The following is a 17,864-nucleotide window of genomic DNA, read 5'->3' on the forward strand; positions in this document are numbered from 1 at the left end:
GCACCTCCGGGACGCCTTTGCCAGGGCGAGTTGAACGCGTTCAATTCGGAGGTCTAGAGTCGCTCCCGTGCAGGCGGGAGCAGCCCGACCTGCCTCCTCGTCATGGGTGGACGCAGATGAACGACGCGACCGACAACGACCGGACGACCCTGCGACGGGTGCGGCGCCTGCTCTGGGTCTTCGTGGTGTGCCTGGTCCTGAGCGGACTGACGGCCTTCCCCCTGGAGAGCGAGACCCGCTGGCTCGCCGACCTGGCCGCCGGTCCCGGCGCCCCGGTGACCGAGCGCTTCCCCGCCCTGCTGGAGTGGATCCTCCGGGTCCGGGACGGCATCGCCGAGACCAACGACCGCTACCCCTTCCTCGCCTACGGCACCGACTGGCTCGCCTTCGCCCACCTGGTGATCGCGGCGGCGTTCGCGGGACCGCTCAAGGACCCGGTGCGCAATGTCTGGGTGATCCGCTGGGCCGTACTGGCCTGCGCCGGGATCATCCCGCTCGCGCTGATCTGCGGGCCGCTCCGGGGCATCCCGCTGTACTGGCGCTTCATCGACATGTCGTTCGGGGTGGTGGGCGTCGTCCCGCTGCTGATCGTGCTGCGGGCGCTGCGGCCGCTGGTCGAACGGGCCGAGCTCGCCGCGCGGGTGGCCCGGCTCCCCGAAGGGCCGCGGCCGACCGACCCCACCGGGCCCGGGCACGGAACGGCCCCGGCGGCGGGCTGACCGCCGCGGGGGGCGGGCCGGGCGTTGCCGGAGGGCCGACCGACCGTCACCGGGGGCGGGCCGACCGGGCGCAGGCCCTACCATCTGCCTCAACAGCTGCTGGGAGGCGGACGGGCGTGACCGATGCGGTGATCGATCTCAATGCGGACCTCGGAGAGGGGTTCGGACGCTGGACGCTGACCGACGACGAGGCCCTGCTCTCCGTCGTCACCAGCGCCAACGTCGCCTGCGGCTTCCACGCCGGAGACCCGTCCACCATGCGCCGGGTATGCTCACTGGCCGCCGAACGCGGGGTCAGGATCGGCGCCCAGGTCTCCTACCGGGACCTCGCCGGCTTCGGCCGCCGGGCCATGGACGTGCCGCCCGAGGAACTGGCCGACGAGATCGCCTACCAGATCGGCGCCCTCCAGGTCTTCGCCCGCGCCGCCGGCTCCCGGGTCTCCTACGTCAAGCCGCACGGCGCCCTCTACAACCGGGTGGTCGCCGACTCCGAGCAGGCCGAGGCCGTCGTGGCCGGGATCCTGCGGGCCGGGGCGGTCTGCGACGGACCGCTGCCGGTACTGGGCCTGCCCGGCTCCCGGCTGCTGGCGGTCGCCGAGGACGTCGGGCTGCCGGTGGTCACCGAGGCGTTCGCCGACCGGGCCTACACCTGGGCCGGCACCCTCGTCCCGCGCCGCGAACCGGACGCCGTGGTGCACGACCCCGGGACCGTCATCACCCGCGCGGTCGGCATCGCCCGCGACGGCGCGGTGGACGCGGTCGGCGGCGAACGGATCGCCGTCGCGGCACGCTCGCTCTGCGTCCACGGCGACACCCCCGGCGCGGCCCAGCTCGCCTGGCGGATCCGGGGCGCGCTCGCCTCGGCGGGGGTCCGGGTGGAGGCCTTCGCATGACGGCGGGCGGCGCGGCCGGGGGCACCGACGACCGGGCCGGCGACCCGGCCGGCGAGGGCCCCGGTCCGGTGCTGCGCCCCGTCGGCGAGCGCGCGCTGCTGGTCGAGCTGCCCGACGCCGCCGAGGTCACCGCCCTCTACGGCTGGCTGCGCGAACGGCAGTCGACCGGCGAGCTGCCGCCGGTCGAGGAGATCGTGCCCGCCGCGCACACCGTCCTGCTGGACGGCGTGGCCGACGTCCCCGCACTCGCCCGGCTGCTGCGCACCGCCCGCCCGGACCGGGCGACCACCGCCGCCGGCCCACTGGTCGAGGTGCCCACCGTCTACGACGGCGCCGACCTCGCCGAGGTCGCCGCGCGGTGGGGCGTGCCGCCCGAGGAGGCCGTCCGGATCCACACCGCGCCCGAGTACGTGGTGGCGTTCTGCGGCTTCGCCCCCGGCTTCGGCTACCTCACCGGCCTGCCGGCGCGGTACGAGGTGCCGCGCCGGGCCACCCCGCGCAGCGCCGTCCCGGCCGGCTCGGTCGCCCTGGCCGGGCCCTACACCGGTGTCTACCCGCGCTCCTCCCCCGGCGGCTGGCAGTTGCTGGGCCGCACCGCCCTCCCGCTGTGGGACACCGCCCGCACCCCGGCCGCGCTCCTCGCCCCGGGCACCCGGGTGCGTTTCACCCCGGTCCGGGCGGGCTCCCGATGACGGCCGGGGTGGACGCGGCGGACGGGGTGGACGCGGCGGACGGGGTGGCTGGGGTGGACGGGGTGGACGGGGTGGACGGGGTGGCTGGGGTGGACGGGCTGGTGGTGGTGCGCCCCGGTCCGCTGACCACGGTGCAGGACCTCGGGCGGCGCGGCGTCGCCCACCTCGGCGTGCCGAGGGCCGGGGCGGTGGACGAACCCGCGCTGCGGGCGGCCAACCGCCTGCTCGGGAACGAACCCGGGGCCGCCGCCCTGGAGACCACCCTGGGCGGCGTCGCGCTGCGGGCCCTGCGGCCGCTGCTGGTCGCGGTGACCGGGGCTCCCTGCCCGGTCCGGGTGGACGGACGGCCCGCCGCCTGGGGCGCCCCGGTCCCGGTACCCGCCGGGTCGGTGCTCGACGTCGGCGCCGCGACCGCCGGGGTGCGCGCCTACCTGGCCGTCGCGGGCGGGATCGCCGTCCCGCCGGTGCTCGGCAGCCGCTCGGCCGACCTGCTCTCCGGGCTCGGCCCGGCCCCGCTGTCCGCCGGCGACCGCCTGCCGGTGGGCCCCCGGCCGCCCCGCCGGGCGACGCCGGAACTGGTCCCGCTGCCCGCTCCCCCGGGCGAACTGGTGCTGCGGCTGCGGCCCGGCCCCCGGGCGGACTGGTTCGCCCCGGACGCCCTCGCCCGGCTCGCCCGCGACACCTACCGGGTCTCCCCGGCCGCCAACCGGATCGCGCTGCGCACCGAGGGCCCGCCGCTGGTCCGCGCCCGGGACGGCGAACTCCCCAGCGAGGGCATGGTGCTGGGCGCCGTACAGGTCCCGCCGGACGGACTGCCGGTGGTCTTCCTGGCCGACCATCCGACGACCGGCGGCTACCCCGTCGTCGGCGTGGTGCCCGTCGCCGACCTCGCGGCCGCCGCGCAGGCCCGCCCGGGCACCCCGCTGCGCTTCACCGTCCTGCCCGGGTGATCCCCGGACCGCCCCGGCTTCCCGACAGCGCCTCCGCGATCGTCCGCTGCGTCCCGTCGATCGCCGACCCGCCGTCCGCGACGTCCCAGAGGACGTTCTGCAGGACGCGGGCGAGGGTCCAGCGGACGGCGCGGGGGCGGTCCAGCGCGAGGCGCTCGGTCAGCAGGTCGAAGCGCAGCCGCAGGGCGCGCGGCAGGTCGCCGGTGGCGGCGAGGTCGGACCAGCGGTTCCCCAGGGCCGGGAGGAGTTCGAAGCACGGGTCGCCGGCCAGGGGCTTGGGGTCGATGGCGAGCCAGGGCGCTCGGGCGTCGGGGGCCGACGGGGCGAGCACGTTGCCGTAGTGCAGGTCCCAGTGGAGCAGGCGGTCCCCCGGCTCGGGCCGGACCTCGCGCAGGGCCGCCGCCAGATCCGCCAGCAGTCGGCGGTCGTCCTCCCCCGCCAGTCGCTCGCGCGCGGCCGGGACCTCCGCCAGCATGCCGTCCGCGATCCCGGCCAGGGACCGCAGGCCGGGCGGCGCCTGACGCTCCGTCAGTTCGGCCAGCAGGTCGGCGAGGACGCGAGTGGCCGCCGCGTCGTCGGGGAGGGCGAGCAGGGAGCGGGCCGGGTCGAGGCGCTCCAGCAGCATCGATCCGCTGTCCGGGTCGAGGTCGAGCAGTCGGACGGCGCCCCGGCCGTTCCAGGCCCGCAGGGCGAGCGGCTCGCCCTGCGTCTCCTCGTCCACCCGCTGGAGCTTGAGCACGGCGCGGGAACCGTCGGCCCGCCGGACGGGCAGGACCAGGGCGACCACGCCGTGCGCGGGCGGGCCGTCGAGGCGCAGCCCCCAGCGGTCCGCCGTGGCCGCCGCGAGCGCGGGCAGCCCGTCGGCCCAGGCGCGACCGTCGGCGCCGTGCCACTCGACGAGGGAGGCGACCAGCGCCTCGGGGACCTGGATCGGCACGACGGGACCACTCCTCGCGAGAGTCGGACAGCGAGCAGACGGGCAGACGGGCAGACGGGCAGAACGACGCTACGCCAGCGCGGCGGCGGTGGCCTCGGCGAAGCCGTCCGGGTTGTCGATCATGATGTTGTGCCCGCAGTCCGGCACCGCCACCAGCGTCACTCCCGACTCCCGGAGCAGCTCCGCACCGGCCGGCTCGCCGTCGACTTCGGGATAAAGGAAGGTGCGCGGCACGTCCAGGCCCCGCAGCTGCTCGCGCAGGCTCGGAACGGTCCCCCGGCAGCGATGGACGGCGGTGCGGTGCAGCGCCTCGGGCCCGGCGAGCCGCATGGTGGCCCACCAGAACGGGCCGGCCCACCGCTCCACTTGCTGCCACCCGCCGGCCAGGTACTCCTGCTCGGCAAAGGAGGCGATCCCGCTGCCGCCCGGGGTCCGGGCCGGGGTGACCGGGTCGAGGACGGAGTCGACCAGGACCAGCCGGTCGACCAGCCCGGGGTGCCGGTGGGCGAGCAGGATGGCGACCGCGCCGCCCAGGCTGTGGCCGATCACCTCGACCCGCTCCGCTCCCGCTGCCCGGACGGCCGCCGCGACGGCGTCGGCGTGCGCCTCCAGGGTGTATGAGAAGTCGGTCGGACGGTCGCTGATGCCGAAGCCGAGCAGGTCGAGCAGCAGCGCGCGGTGGCCGGTGAGCAGCGGGTGGGCGGCGGCCGCGGCGTAGTAGACGGGCGAACTGGAGCCGAGGCCGTGCAGATAGAGGCGGACGGGCTCCTTGCCGGGGATCTCCACCCAGCGGATCCGGTCGCCGTTCGGGGTGACGGTGGCATCGCGCACGGTCGTGCTCCTTTTTGCTGTCGACAGGGGGCCCCGGGCAGGCGTCCACGGGGACCGCCGCCTCCCGGCTCTTCCCCGGGGCGGCGGAGCGACCATACCTCGGAGTCGAGATATAGCAACACCGATATATCTCGTCCCGTCTGGCAGAGTGGACCCATGCTGAAGCTCGCGATCCTCGGGTTCCTCCACGACCGGCCCCTGCACGGCTACGAACTGCGCCGCCACCTCGCCGCGCTCACCGGCCACGTGCGTCCGATCAGCGACGGCACGCTCTACCCGGCGATCAAGCGCCTGGAGAGCGACGGGCTCCTCGTCCGCTCGACCGAACCCGGCGCGGCGGCCGCCCCCCGGCACACCCTGCGGCTCACCGACGCCGGCCGGGCCACCCTGCTGGACCGGCTGCGCACCCCGGACGACCTGGACGTCAGCGACGAGAACCGCTGGTTCACCGTGCTCGCCTTCCTCCGGCACCTCGACGGCGAGCCGGCCGCGCAGGCGGCCGTGCTCCGGCGCCGCCTCGCCTTCCTCGACGAACCGGCCAGCTTCTTCTACGAGGGGGACCGGCCGGTCGGCGCCGAGGAGGCCACCGACCCGTTCCGCCGGGGGATGCTGCTGATCGCCCGCGCGACCACCGCCGCCGAGCGGGACTGGCTGCGCACCACCCTCGCGGAGCTCGACCGCTCGGTCTGAGCGGGAGCCGGAGCCCGGACCGATCACCCGGCCCCCGACCCCGGTCCCGGTCCCGGTCCCGGCACGCGAAAACGCCGCGGCCCGCGCCGACCCCCTGCGGAGGGGTCGGTGCGGGCCGCGGCGTCCGGTGCGGCGGGCAGCGCCGGTGGACCGGTCGGTGCCGGTGGAGCGATCAGTGCTGGTGGTAGGCGTGGACCACGGCGTGACCGCGCCCCTTGCCGATCATCCACTTGTTGACCGGAACGGTCAGGACGAAGGCCAGGACCAGCGAACCGGCCAGCGCGAACCAGAACAGGATGTCGCCGAGACCCGCGTCCATGGCACCGGGCACGGTCACCATCACGCTGTTGTCGATGATCTCCATGACGACGATCGAGACGGTGTCGGCGGCCAGCGCGACCTTCACCGCGGTGCGGACGTCCAGACCCGCCTTGAGCACGCCGCGCATGGTCAGCGCGTAGCCGAAGACGAAGGCCAGCAGGACCGAGAGCACCACGGTGCCGCCGTTGTGCAGGCCGAAGGCGGTGCCGAGCACCATGCCGAGGATCTCGCCGATGGCGCAGCCGGTGAGGCAGTGCAGCGTCGCCTGCGCGGCGGCCGCCCAGGTCACGCCCCCGCCGCCGTGCCCGTGCTGCGCGTGGTGCACGTGCCCCGCATGGTCGGCCCGGTGTTGTCGGTGCTGTTCGTGGTCCATGTCCTGCCCATGGTCCTCGCGCCCCTGGTGGCCCGCATCGTGCTCGGGGTGTCCCTGATGGTCGCGGTGGTCGTGGCGGTCGTGACCGCTGTGCTGCCGCTCGTGCTGGGCGGGGTGCGCCATGTCGTCCTCCAGGTACTCGTTCCTTCGCCGTGCTGCCCGGCTCGTCGATGACTGTATACCCCCCAGGGGTATCTGCCAAGCCTCGTTCGCCCCGCGTTCTTCCCACCGCGCGCCGACCGTGCTCGGATGGTTCGCATGACCGACGAACGACGCGAGGGATACGACGGCACCGGCCCCGGGGCGATCACCCCGGACGGATGCGCGGTCGAGATGTACGAACGGCTGCCGGTCCGCGACGAGGTCGAGGTGATCGCCGGCGCCGTGCCGCCCGGCGCGAGCCTGCTGGAGCTCGGCTGCGGTGTCGGCCGGATGACCCACCCGCTGGTGGCGCGGGGCTTCCGGGTGACGGCCGTGGACGAGTCGGCGCCGATGCTGGCGCGGATCCGCGGGGCCCGCACGGCGCTCTCCCCGATCGAACGGCTGGACCTCGGCGAGCGCTTCGACGTCGTCCTGCTGGCCTCCTTCCTGGTGCACGCCGGCAGCCTCGCCGTCCGCCGGGGCCTGCTGGAGACCTGCCGCCGGCACGTGGCCCCGGACGGCTGCGTGCTCGTCCAGCGCGAGGGCGAGGACTGGCAGACGAACGTCCCGCGCGAGCGGGCGCTCGGGGAGAACGGCCTGGTCAGGGTGGAATCGGCGACACCCGTCGGGGACGGGGTGAACCGGATCCACGTGGTGTACGAGTTCCCGGACGCCCGGTGGACCCAGACCTTCCCGTCCCGCCCGATGGACCGGGCCGAGTTCGAACGCGCGCTGGCCGAGGCCGGGCTGACCGTCGACACCTATCTGACCGAGGACCGGACCTGGGCGCGGGCCCGACCGACGGCCGACTGAGCCGCACCCGGGCGGCATCGGAACAACGCCCGGGGCCGCACCCGGGCGGTACCCGGGCAGCATCCGGGCGAAAGGGGAGGAAGCGGGGAGGAACCGTGTGCCGGACGGTGCGCCGGAGGTGGGGCGGGCGAAAAGCTGTCACCTGAACGGCGTAGCATCAGGCGGACGCCGGGCCCGCGCGCGGCCCGAGCGCCGGGCGGGACCGGTCGTTCGCCTGCCATCGGACCGCGCCACTGGACCGCGCCGACCGGTTCGCAGGGCCGTTCCCGCACCGACCAACAAGGAACGCTTCATGCGCATCGACCGACGGATACCCCGGGCGGGTGTCCGGTGATCGACTGGTTCCACGGGGCCGTCCTCGGCCTGATCCAGGGGCTCACCGAGTTCCTCCCGATCTCCTCCAGCGCCCACCTCCGGGTCTTCCCCGCCCTGTTCGGCTGGCAGGACCCGGGAGCGGCGTTCACCGCGGTGACGCAGCTCGGCACCGAGACCGCCGTGCTGATCTACTTCCGCCGCGACATCGCCGCGATCATCAAGACCTGGACGCTCTCGCTGTTCCGGCCCGCGCTGCGCTCGCACCAGGACGCGCGGATGGGCTGGTTCGTGATCATGGGCACGCTGCCGATCGGCATCCTGGGCAAGCTGTTCCAGGACACCATCGAGCAGGACCTGCGCGATCTGCGGATCATCGGCAGCACGCTGATCCTGTTCGGCGTGGTGCTCGCGATCGCCGACCGCACCCGGGCGGTCCGGCACGCCAAGCCGATCTCCGACCTGACCCTGCCGCACGCGGCGACGTACGGCATGGCCCAGGCGCTCGCCCTGATCCCCGGCGTCTCCCGCTCCGGCGGCACGATCAGCGCCGGTCTGCTGCTCGGCTACAGCCGCGAGGCGGCGGCCCGGTACTCGTTCCTGCTGGCGATCCCGGCCGTGCTGGCCTCCGGCCTGCTGGAGCTGTTCAAGATCGGCGAGGGCCCGGCGCCGGCCTGGGGGCCGACCATCCTGGCCACCGGGATCGCCTTCGTGGTCGGATACGCGGCGATCGCCTGGTTCCTGAAGTACATCTCGAACAACAGCTTCATGCCCTTCGTGATCTACCGGATCGCGCTCGGCATCCTGATCATCGTCCTGGTGTCCGTGGGCACCCTGGCGCCCGACGCCGGCGTGGTCGTGAAGTAGAACCGCGTTCCATTCCACTCTCCCGGACCCCGGGAACGACGGAGCGGGCCGGTCCACCCTCGTGGTGGACCGGCCCGCTCCGTCGTTCCCGCTGTTCGATCGCCCCTCGGCTGCGGCTACCTGCTCCGCTCGCGGGCGGAGGTGAGCCGGCCGCGCACGGCGGCGTGGACCTCGGCCTCCTCGGCCGGGTCGGCGGCCAGGCGGCGCAGGCGCTCCAGCACGCGGGCGTCGCCGGTGGTGGCGACGTGCCTCGCGGCGAGCTCCCGGGTGGACTCCTCGCAGTCCCAGAGGCACTCGACGGCCGGCCCCTCCGGGAAGTGCACGTCGGTCGCGGCGAGCGCCCGGGCCGCGCGGCCGCGCAGCTCCGAGGAGACGGCCTCGCCGTAGATGTGGCGCAGGACCGGGACGGCCTCGGTGGCGGTCAGCCGCCCCGCGCCGTCGACCAGCGTCCCGAGCCCGGCATCGGCGCCGGACACCCCGTGCAGCAGGACCCAGCGGCGCAGCCCGCCCACCACCAGCGGGGCGTCGGTGGGCTCGCCCGCGTCGGCCAGCAGCCGGACGGCGGCCTCGCCGAGGGCGCTGTCGGCGCCCCCGGTGGCCGGATCGGCCCAGCGGCGGGCGTGGGCCAGCGCTTCCGGGCCGCGCATCCGCCCGAGGAGTTCCAGGGCGAACCGGACCAGCCGGTCGTCGACCTCCGCCGCGGCGGCCTCGATCAGCCCGGCCGCGGCCGGGTCCTGCCGGTCGACGAGGTGGCGCAGGGCCGCCCGGCGGGCACCGGGCAGACCGGTGCGGGCCGCCTCCAGGACGGCGGGCCGGTCCTCCGGTCGCACCACGGCGGCCAGGCAGCGGGCGGCGGCGGCGGCGCGGCGGTCCACCGCGTCCGGACCGGGTCCGGCGTCGGGCGAGGAACCGGAGCGGACCGGGCCGCCGGCGAAGGCCGCGGCACCGAGGCCGCCGAGATCGCCCTGGTCGGCCCAGGCCAGCACATCGGCGGTGGACCAGCCCGGGGTCACCCCGCTGCGGTTCAGCTGGCGCTGCCACACGTCGAAGGGGGCCTGCTCGCTGGCGGCCGCGACCCTCGGGTGGTAGGCGGCCCAGAGCCGCCAGGGCCTGGGCTCGTACGCGCTCCGTACGGTCTCGCGCAGCTCGGCGTCGCCCTCGGGGCCCGGGGCGAAGCGGTCCAGTACGGCCGTCCCGAGCAGCAGCAGGCCGCGGTCGTCGTCGCGCAGCGCGAGCTCGTCCAGCGCCCAGGCCCAGTTGGTGCCGGTGGCGGCGTACTCGCGGAGCACGATCAGCGCGTCCCGCCGGCCGTACGCGGCGAGGTGGCCCAGGACGGAGAGCGCGAGGCCCGTGCGGGCCTCGTCCTCGTCGAGGAGGTCCTCCGGGGAGTGGAGGTGGTCCTCGATCCCGTCGAGCGGCGCCTCCAACTCCATGTAGAGGCGCGCGTAGTAGAGGGAACGGTTCTCGACCTGCCAGTCGGCTCGCGGGTCCCTGGTGACGCACTCCTCCAGCGCGGCGATGGCCTCGGTGCGGTCGGCGGCCAGCGCATGGAGCTGCCCGTCACCGCGACCTCGCTGCAGGAGGCCGAGGAGGCTGGCACTGGGTGCTATCACTGGCTCGAACATGAGGTCAGCATCCGTTGCGGCGGTCGTAGTGGCAACGGGATTTCCGTCGCCGGGGTCTCTGGTGGGTACTGCGGTGGGCGCCCGGGCGCCGGAATCACCGAAGGTTACCGCCTCGGGCAGCCCGTCGCACACAGGGCGACCGGCCCTTTGTGCGCACTGGCATATGCCGGGGGAACTTTGACGGCGATCTGTCCAAATCGCCCACAGGGGTGAGACCGCTGTGCGACAGTCGATGCCACCACGCACCGGCCGCTCTCCACGAACGGACCACTGGACTCACCATGCAAAAGTCGCCCACGACCGGCCCACCACCCGTCGCGCCCCCGAACGAGGGCGCGACGGACGGCGAGGGGCCGGTGGGCGAAAGAGTGGACAGCGCCATCCGTACCTCGACCGGCGCGGCCGTGATCGGCTCCGCCGAGTGGGACCTCCTCACCGACGACGTCCGCTGGTCCGCCGAGGCCTACCGGCTGCTCGGCTGCGACCCCGGACACGGACCGCTCAGCCTGGACCGGCTGCCCGACCGCCTCAGCGAGGCGGACCGGCCCCAGCTGCGCCGGATGATGACCGACGCGCTGGTGCACGGCCGGTACGCCTTCGGCACCCTCCAGGTCCGGCGGCCCGACGGCGGGCACGGCATGATCGAGTGCACCGGCGAGCCCGTGCTGGGCACCGACGGCACCGTCACCGCGCTGCGCATGCTGCTGCGCCCCGCGAACCCCTCCTGACCCACCGGTCCGCAGGGCCCTTCCCGACCCGGGCGCCCCTTCCGACCGGCCCGACCTTCCCGACAGGCCCGCCCCGGGCGCCCGGCCGTCGCCGGGCCCGGGTCAGGCGCGCGCGGGCCGCTTCTTCGCGTCCGCCGCCCGCAGCTCCCGCCCCAGCTGCTCCCGCAGCTCGTCCACCACCGGCACCCCCCGGTAGCGCGCGGTCAGCCGGTACATCTCCCGCAGCCGGTCCCAGGTGCGGTGCGAGGAGTTCTGGCCGATCAGGTTCAGCACCAGCTTGCACTGGGTGTCCGCCGCGTCGGGCTCGCCGGTGAGCCAGTGCACCGAGGCCAGCGTGATCCGGTCGAACAGCGCCGAGCGCAGCTGCCCCGTCCCCTCCCGCAGCCGGATCACCCGCTCGGCGTGCCGGCGGGCCTGGTCGGCGGCCGCCCGGTCGTGCTCGGCGAGCGTCCGCAGCACCAGCGCCTGCATCCCGCGCAGCTCCGCCTCGTCGAAGACCTGCATCCAGGACGGCGGCGGGCCGTCCGGGTCCTCGGCGAAGAGGTCCTCCGCCTCGCCCAGCAGCCGCCAGGTCGCCTGCGACTGCCCGATCGAGGCGTGCGCCCAGGCCTCGACGGTGTTCAGCATGGCGCGCGTTCTCGGCAGCATCCGGCCGCCGCTGGCCTTGGCCGCCGCCATCAGCCCGATCGCCTCGTCCGCCCGCCCGAGGTGCACCATCTGGCGCGCCGCCCGGGAGATCGCCTCCCCGGCCCGGGGCCGGTCGCCGGCCTCCCGGGCCGAGTCCGCCGCCAGCATGAAGTACTTCTGCGCGGTCGGCTCCAGGCCCACGTCGTGCGACATCCAGCCCGCCAGCACCGCCAGGTTGGCCGCGACCAGCCACAACCGCTGGGTCACGGCCGGGCTGTGGCGGTGCGTCAGCAGGCCGCCCACCTCGTTGAGCTGGCCGACCACCGCCTTGCGCTGCAGGCCGCCGCCGCGGGCCGCGTCCCAGGCCCGGAACACCTGCACCGAGCGCTCCAGCGCCTCCACCTCGTCGAGCCCGACCGGGCCCGGGTCGTACAGGTCCACCACCGGGCGGGCACCGCCCTCGGTGAGCACCGGGCGCGGGCCGGGGGCCGACGCCGCGTACGCGACCTCCGCCCCTCCCAGCCAGCCCTTCAGCGAGTCGGCGACGACCGCCCCCGCGGTGAGCGCGGCACCCGCGCCCACCAATCCACGTCGGTTCAGCATGAGGTCCATTCCCGTGAACTCGGTGAGGACCGCGGCCGTTCGATCCGGCTCCCATGGTGACGAGGTGGCGGACTGCGCCGCTCCGGTCCTGGTGGGCCGGTGTCGTTCCAGACCGAGGTCCTCAGTGGTGACGACACGGCCGAGCCGCTCCGTGAACACGGCTGCCAGTACCCTCGGCACCGGATCGCGCGGGATCTCCCCCTGCTCGATCCACCGCCGCACCCGCGAGGTGTCGGTGGACAGCTGCTGCTGTCCCATCGCGGCACCACGCCTGTTGACCAGCCGCGCGAGCTCGCCCTTGGACCATCCGGTCAGGACGAACAGATCGGCGAGTCGGGTGTTGGGTCCCCTGCTCACGTGAAGCCCCCAGGTTCCTCGGCTGGTTCGAGGCTAGAGGCTCCGTCATGTGCCGGGCGAGCATTCGCCAGGCTTCGCCAGGGTCCGCCACATTACCAACCACCGGCATCCGGGTGTGATGTAGAGGTGCGCCACCTCGACCCCCGGGTCGGGCGGTGTCCCAGGCCGGTACGGGGTTCCCCCGCACGGGTCGGGGGGCGCCCCCGGTTCTCACCCGAGGGGGTGGCGCGGCCGGGTGGCGCGGGAGCGCCGGGCACGGCCGCGGCAGTACCGGCCGACCGCATTCCCCAGGGTGCGGACGGCCGGTCCACCGCCGCAGCACGGGGCTACGGCCCCGGCGTCCGTGCCCGGCGCCCGCGCACCACCCGACCGAGCCAGGGCCGCCGTCACGCCAGGAAGCACACGGCACCGGCCCTCCCCGCAACCCCCTGCGGGGCCGCACCCGCAGCCGGACAGGAAGGGACCACCCTCACCCCATGTACTCCTCAGCGACCTCCCCGACGCCGACCACGACCCGCACCGCGCTGCGCCCCCCCACCGCAGCCGTCGGCCGTCCCGGCCCGAAGCAGGTCCCGCCGCCGTCCCGGCCCGCCGCCCCGCGCGCCGCCGACGGCCGGCCCGGGGACGCGCGGGGCCAGGCCACCCGGACCGCGCTGGGACTGCGCCCGGCCGAGACCGCCGGCCCCCGCCTGCCCGGCGCCCGGATCCCCGCCGTCCGCCCCGGCGACGGCCGGCTGCTGCGCCCGCCGACCCGGCCGGGCCAGCCCGTGTCGCAGGAGCGGATCGACCCCTCCGCGCTCCAGACCCCGGCCGTCCGGGCCGCCCTCGCCGGGGTCGCGCGGATATGCCCCGCCTTCACCCCGCGCCAGGTGCTGCGCGAGGGGAGCCGCCACATCCTGGTGGCGGGCACCATCGGCCGGGCGCCGGTGGTGGCCAAGTGCCTCGCCCCGCAGGCGGTGCGGAGCGAGTACTTCGAACAGCTGGTCGCCGACTTCCACCACGAGGTCGCGGTCTACCGGGCCTTCGTGCGGCACCGTCCGCCGGTGCGGCTGCCCCGGCTGGTGGCCGCCGACCACGACCGCTGCGTGCTGGTCATGGAGCGCGTCCCCGGCCGGCCGGCGGCCCGGGAGCGCCACCCGGTCAACGCCCCGACGCCCGGCGAGGTGCGCGCGCTGCTCACCGCCGTCCGGACGCTCAACCTGTGGCGTCCGCCGACCGACGTCTTCCAGCCCCGGCTGGACTACCAGCTGGAGATCGCCCGCTACCACTCGGTGGGCCAGCTCACCGACCGGGACGCCGGCGACCTGCGCGGTCTGCTGCACGGGCTCGGCCACGGTCCGCTCCAGCTCTGCCACGGCGACGCGCTGCTCAGCAACATGCTGCTGGCGCCGTCCGGGCCGGTGCTGGTCGACTGGGAGCAGGCCGGCTGGTACCTGCCCGGCTACGACCTCGCGGTGCTCTGGAGCGTGCTCTCCGGCGACACCGCGGCCCGTCGGCAGATCAGCCAACTCGCCCAGAGCGGCGGCACGATGGCCCGGGACGCGTTCCTGGTGAACCTGGTGCTGGTGCTGATGCGGGAGATCCGGCTGTACGACGTGCCGGGCGCCGGCGAGGAGCAGCGGATCATGATCCGCCGGCTCTACGACGACGCCGCGCTGGCCCGCCGGGCGGTCCGGGCCGCCGTCGGGACCAGGTGAGACCCGTCCGGGCCGCCGCCGTCCGGTGCTCCTCCGGACGGCGCCCCCGCCGACCGGTCAGTGCCGCGCGCCGCGCTCCAGGGCGGCCCGACCGGCGGCCTCCAGGACGGCCTCGTCCGGGGCCAGATGCACCCGGCTGCTGAGCACGTCCCGCAGGTACCGCTCCAACGGGTGACGCCGGCTCAGCCCCGGGTTGCCGGTGAGCGAGACGGCCTGCTGGACGGCGGCCGTCGCCGCCCGGGTGGCCAGCAGGTGCGCCGGCCCCGTCCGGGCCACCGCCTCCGGCTCGGCCCGGTCCACCCGCGCGGCCAGGCCGTGGACGAGCTCCTCGGCACCGATCAGCTGGGCCTCGATCTCGCCCAGCGCGCTGCGGTAGCGGGGCAGGCTGCCGAGCGGCTCGGTCAGATTGGCCGGAGTTCGCTGGTGCAGGAAGCGCACCAGCCAGTCCTGGGCCGAGCGGGCCACCCCGACGGCCACCGCCGAGAGCGCCAGATCGTGCCAGGCCCGGGCCAGTTCGGCCGCCGGAACGGCAGCGGCGGCAGCAGCGGAAGCGGCCGCTCCCTTTCCGGCACCGCTCCCGGGCGGGTTCAGGCCGAGGGCGAGTTCGGCCGGTACCCGCACCTCGTCGAGGACCACGTCGTGGCTGGCACTGGCCCGCAGGCCGAGCTGGTCCCAGGTCGGGTCGACCTCCAGGCCCTCGCTCTCGCCGCGCACCAGGAAGGTGCCGGTCCGGGGCACCGGTTCGTCCGTCCGGGCGGTCACCGCCATCCAGGCGAGCGCCTCGGCGCCGGTGCAGTACGTCTTCCGGCCCGTCAGCAGCCAGGCCTCGCCGTCCCGTCGCGCCACCGTGGCCGGCGGCTCGCCCTCGCGGCTCCCGGGCTCCGCCCGCAGGGTGTTGACCAGGGCCGGACCGCGCCGGGACTCGGTGAGCAGCCGCCGGTAGCCGGCCGTCGGCCAGGCCGCCGTCCGGGCCTGCTCGGCGTGCTGGAGCAGGGTGAAGGCGGTGACCACGGCCACCGAGGCGTCCCCGCGCCCGAGTTGGGCCAGGACCCGGACGGTGTCGGCGAGCGTGCCGCCGGGACCGCCGTAGCGGGCGTCGACGGTCAGGGTCAGCAGTCCGGCCTCGTGCACCGCCTCTATGCCCTGGTACGGGAAGGTCGCGTCGCGGTCGTGCTCCTCGGCCCGGGCGGCCAGCAGGTCGACGACCCGGGGCAGCCCGGCGAGGGCGGCCTCGACCGGGGACGGCGCGGGGTCGGGGGACGGGACGGCGGGTGACTGGTCGGCAGCGACGGTACTCATGGGGCTGGGGCCTCCGGGGCGGCAGCGTGGGCTCGGGGTCCGCACCCGGCGGCGGGGCTCGGGCCCGGTGCCGACGGCCGGCGCGGCCACGCCTCCGCTGTCGTCGGGGACTCGGCCGTTCCACTGTCGGCGCCGGTACCCCCGTCGGCTGGTGCGGGGAACGGCGGGCGGCACGCCGGGACGGGCGCGCGGTACCTGGTGGCGGCCCGGGACTCCGGCTCGATGCCCACCCCGGGACCCGGGGCCCGGCACAGGGGCCGCCCCCGGATCGGCGCCGGCCGCTCGGCCGGCCGCCCGCCGCCTCGGGGACGAATCCCCCTCAGTGACCCGGACACGCCGCGCTGGCGGTGCGCCGCAGGTCGAGGTAGCTGCGACGGGTCAGCAGCGGGAGACGGCACGGCATGTTCGCGACTTTACGAAGCCGTGATCGAAGCCGTCAAGCAGCGCCCGAGGCACGGACCGGGCGGAGCGGCCCAGGTCGGGGCCGAACTCGCGCCGGACACCCCGGCGGGCGCCGCCGCGGACCTCGCGGCGGACGTCGTCACGGGTGTCGTCACGGGCGTCCCGGTGAACATCCGGGTGAACATCCGGCTCGGCAGCACGCCCGTACCCGCGTCGGACACCTCGACGGATGTCCCGACGGGCACCCCGGCGGACGCCCCGGGGGCGGCCGAACGGGAACCGGAACGCTGCCCTCCGGGCCATCGGCCCGCCTCGGTCAGCCCTGCTGGAACATGTCCGCGGGCAGCGGCTTGAGCAACTGGTAGAGATCGTCCGAAATCGGCCGGTCCCAGGAGGCGATGGTGACCTGCACGCCGTCACTCCGGCCGAACTGGGCACAGAAGACCCGGCCCTCGCTGACCTTGACCTTCTTCACGATCAGCAGATCGTCCCCGAGCATGACGGGGAAGTCCTCCGCCGAGACGAAGTCGACCGGTTCCTCGTTCTCCAGGGCCGCGAGCAACTGGCGTACCTCGAAGGGCACGCTGTCGCCGGTCTCGCGGGCCGGCGAGCCCTCGGGGAGGTTGCCGATGAACATCGCCGGGCCTCTGCCGCCGAACAGGTCGTAGCGCAGGAAAATCCCCTGGCAGGCGCCGTCCGGGCCGGTCATCATGGCTGCACCGAAGTCACCGGGCCAGTCGCCCGGGTCCATGGCGAGCACGTCGAAGTCCGGGCCGGTGGGCTGACCGGAGCGACGGCGGAGAAAAGACATGGGAACATCGTACGTGCCCGCCACACCGCGCTCGCGGGGTGGGTGGGGCGCCGGACGGAGATCCACGCTCAGAGACCAATGTTGACTCTGAGCAACCGTCCGGGCTACGTTCGGTTCAGCACGGCAGCCGTTCTGGGTTTCACCCTCCGGGGGGACGGCCTGTCGCAACGCGGCCCTACACGCGTTTCCCTCACTGTGCACACCGTCGTGCCGAGCACCCAGCTCCGCCGTCGCGCCGCACAGCACACAAGCCAACAGTTCCATGTTTCACAGGCAAGGTCTGCGGGGCCCCGGCCCGTCGCTCCCGCAGACCTGCTCGGGACGCCGCCGCGTGGGGGCGTGCGGGTCCCGAGCACGGTGCCGCCCCTGAGTCGCTCTCGGGGACCGGCGCCATCCTCCCGGCGACTGCCGGCCCCTTGTGGGCCGGGACCGGCCGACGCACCCCCGGTGCGCAGAGGGATGACTGGGAGGAGGCTCGGCAGCGCTGCCGGGTCGCACAGCAGGCGCCGTGTCTGGCCGCGTGGGGGCGGTGGGCACGGCGTCTGCCTGTGCTCATACTCTGAGCTGCGTTTGTCCAGCAGTCAACAGAAATTATGACGGGGCACGTTCAAATGTGATCGGAATGATGACGGCCGGAGACCTTCGGGGACGTACGACCGTCCCCGGACACCCCTGAGGGGTATCCGTGTGCCGACCCGGGTGTCCGAGTAACCGGCCGGGTGCCGACCCGGCGGCCCGGACCGGCACCCGGCGAGGGGCCGCGGCCCCTCGGATCCGGTCAGGTGAGGTCGAACTCGCCGTCCCGCGCGCCGAGCACGAAGGCCCGCCACTCCCCCGGCGTGAACACCAGGATCGGGCCGTCCTCCTGACGGCCGTCCCGCATGCCGATGTACCCGTCCACGAAGGCGATCTGGACGTCCCCGACACCCTGGCTGCTGAAGAGCCAGGTCGCCCCGGTGAAGTCCACCTTCGGCTTGCCGCTCGCGGCGAGCTCCACCACCTCGGTCGCCTCCACCCCGGTCCCGCTGTTGGCTGCCACTGCTGCTCTCTCCTCCCGACGGCCTGAACGCGCCCAGCCTAGTCACCGGCACGGTCCCGGTCAGCGGGATCACCAGGTCTCCACCGGCCGGAGGGGGCGGGCCGACGGCGGCGGGGCGGACGCCGCCCCGCACGCCC

At 75.3% G+C, this 17,864-nt stretch carries 18 protein-coding genes; 10 read left to right on the forward strand and 8 right to left on the reverse strand.

What is annotated here, in order from left to right:
* Positions 1–116 precede the first annotated feature (116 nt).
* The 4 genes from IF01_RS0130765 (at position 117) to IF01_RS0130780 (ending at position 3,254) form a co-directional block, all read left to right on the forward strand.
* A complete protein-coding gene (locus IF01_RS0130765) occupies positions 117–719 on the forward strand; it encodes a hypothetical protein (protein ID WP_063764339.1) in 603 nt (200 codons plus the stop codon).
* A 116-nt stretch (positions 720–835) separates the two neighbouring features.
* Entirely contained in the window at positions 836–1,612 is a 777-nt protein-coding gene (locus IF01_RS0130770; protein WP_233290518.1) for a LamB/YcsF family protein, read from the forward strand.
* On the forward strand, positions 1,609–2,304 hold the full coding sequence (pxpB, locus tag IF01_RS0130775) for a 5-oxoprolinase subunit PxpB (RefSeq protein ID WP_078880461.1): 696 nt from the start codon (positions 1,609–1,611) through the stop codon (positions 2,302–2,304). Before IF01_RS0130770 ends, pxpB begins: the two co-directional genes overlap by 4 nt.
* On the forward strand, positions 2,301–3,254 hold the full coding sequence (locus IF01_RS0130780; RefSeq protein WP_078880462.1) for a 5-oxoprolinase subunit C family protein: 954 nt from the start codon (positions 2,301–2,303) through the stop codon (positions 3,252–3,254). The genes pxpB and IF01_RS0130780 overlap by 4 nt, the downstream gene beginning before the upstream one ends.
* Here the strand turns inward: IF01_RS0130780 and IF01_RS0130785 are convergent.
* Positions 3,235–4,191 (reverse strand): aminoglycoside phosphotransferase family protein, encoded by a 957-nt coding sequence (locus tag IF01_RS0130785; RefSeq protein WP_030396868.1) that lies wholly within the window; start codon positions 4,189–4,191, stop codon positions 3,235–3,237. The two genes, IF01_RS0130780 and IF01_RS0130785, sit on opposite strands and share 20 nt — an antisense overlap.
* Before the next feature lie 69 nt (positions 4,192–4,260).
* Positions 4,261–5,022 (reverse strand): alpha/beta fold hydrolase, encoded by a 762-nt coding sequence (locus IF01_RS0130790; RefSeq protein WP_030396869.1) that lies wholly within the window; start codon positions 5,020–5,022, stop codon positions 4,261–4,263.
* Positions 5,023–5,178: 156 nt separating this feature from the next.
* Between IF01_RS0130790 and IF01_RS0130795 the strand changes: the two genes are divergently transcribed.
* Positions 5,179–5,712: a PadR family transcriptional regulator gene (locus IF01_RS0130795; RefSeq protein WP_030396870.1), complete on the forward strand. Its 534-nt coding sequence runs from the start codon at positions 5,179–5,181 to the stop codon at positions 5,710–5,712.
* A 172-nt stretch (positions 5,713–5,884) separates the two neighbouring features.
* On the opposite strand, the gene IF01_RS0130800 is transcribed toward IF01_RS0130795, so the two are convergent.
* Positions 5,885–6,406, reverse strand: a complete 522-nt coding sequence (locus IF01_RS0130800) for a DUF4396 domain-containing protein (RefSeq protein WP_030396871.1) — start codon at positions 6,404–6,406, stop codon at positions 5,885–5,887.
* Between IF01_RS0130800 and IF01_RS48600 the strand changes: the two genes are divergently transcribed.
* The 3 genes from IF01_RS48600 to IF01_RS0130815 all read left to right on the forward strand — a co-directional run bounded on the left by IF01_RS48600 (position 6,350) and on the right by IF01_RS0130815 (position 8,539).
* Positions 6,350–6,580, forward strand: coding sequence for a hypothetical protein (locus IF01_RS48600; RefSeq protein ID WP_167349780.1), 231 nt, complete (start codon positions 6,350–6,352; stop codon positions 6,578–6,580). The genes IF01_RS0130800 and IF01_RS48600 overlap by 57 nt on opposite strands.
* Positions 6,581–6,664: 84 nt before the next feature.
* Positions 6,665–7,360 (forward strand): class I SAM-dependent methyltransferase, encoded by a 696-nt coding sequence (locus IF01_RS0130810; protein ID WP_030396872.1) that lies wholly within the window; start codon positions 6,665–6,667, stop codon positions 7,358–7,360.
* 333 nt (positions 7,361–7,693) lie between these two features.
* A complete protein-coding gene (locus IF01_RS0130815) occupies positions 7,694–8,539 on the forward strand; it encodes an undecaprenyl-diphosphate phosphatase (protein ID WP_030396873.1) in 846 nt (281 codons plus the stop codon).
* Between the two features lie 116 nt (positions 8,540–8,655).
* Here IF01_RS0130815 and IF01_RS0130820 read toward each other — a convergent pair whose 3' ends face one another.
* Positions 8,656–10,164, reverse strand: coding sequence for a hypothetical protein (locus IF01_RS0130820; protein WP_030396874.1), 1,509 nt, complete (start codon positions 10,162–10,164; stop codon positions 8,656–8,658).
* A 281-nt stretch (positions 10,165–10,445) separates the two neighbouring features.
* Here IF01_RS0130820 and IF01_RS0130825 point away from each other — a divergent pair, with 281 nt between their 5' ends.
* Positions 10,446–10,892: a PAS domain-containing protein gene (locus tag IF01_RS0130825; protein WP_157855393.1), complete on the forward strand. Its 447-nt coding sequence runs from the start codon at positions 10,446–10,448 to the stop codon at positions 10,890–10,892.
* Between the two features lie 102 nt (positions 10,893–10,994).
* On the opposite strand, the gene IF01_RS0130830 is transcribed toward IF01_RS0130825, so the two are convergent.
* Positions 10,995–12,479: a DNA-binding protein NsdB gene (locus IF01_RS0130830; protein WP_030396876.1), complete on the reverse strand. Its 1,485-nt coding sequence runs from the start codon at positions 12,477–12,479 to the stop codon at positions 10,995–10,997.
* 476 nt (positions 12,480–12,955) lie between these two features.
* On the opposite strand from IF01_RS0130830, the gene IF01_RS0130835 reads away from it, so the two are divergent.
* Entirely contained in the window at positions 12,956–14,176 is a 1,221-nt protein-coding gene (locus tag IF01_RS0130835; protein ID WP_244215683.1) for an aminoglycoside phosphotransferase family protein, read from the forward strand.
* A 57-nt stretch (positions 14,177–14,233) separates the two neighbouring features.
* Here the strand turns inward: IF01_RS0130835 and IF01_RS0130840 are convergent, their stop codons facing one another.
* From IF01_RS0130840 to IF01_RS0130850, 3 genes are all read right to left on the reverse strand, one after another.
* A complete protein-coding gene (locus IF01_RS0130840; RefSeq protein WP_037781777.1) occupies positions 14,234–15,475 on the reverse strand; it encodes an acyl-CoA dehydrogenase family protein in 1,242 nt (413 codons plus the stop codon).
* A gap of 718 nt (positions 15,476–16,193) precedes the next feature.
* Positions 16,194–16,688: a hypothetical protein gene (locus IF01_RS0130845; RefSeq protein WP_030396879.1), complete on the reverse strand. Its 495-nt coding sequence runs from the start codon at positions 16,686–16,688 to the stop codon at positions 16,194–16,196.
* Positions 16,689–17,466: 778 nt separating this feature from the next.
* The gene (locus tag IF01_RS0130850; RefSeq protein WP_037781797.1) at positions 17,467–17,703 is read right to left on the reverse strand and encodes a DUF397 domain-containing protein; all 237 of its coding nucleotides are present in this window, start codon (positions 17,701–17,703) and stop codon (positions 17,467–17,469) included.
* Positions 17,704–17,864 lie beyond the last annotated feature (161 nt).

Origin of the sequence: Kitasatospora purpeofusca (assembly GCF_000718025.1) — a bacterium.
Classification (GTDB): Bacteria; Actinomycetota; Actinomycetes; order Streptomycetales; family Streptomycetaceae; genus Kitasatospora; species Kitasatospora purpeofusca.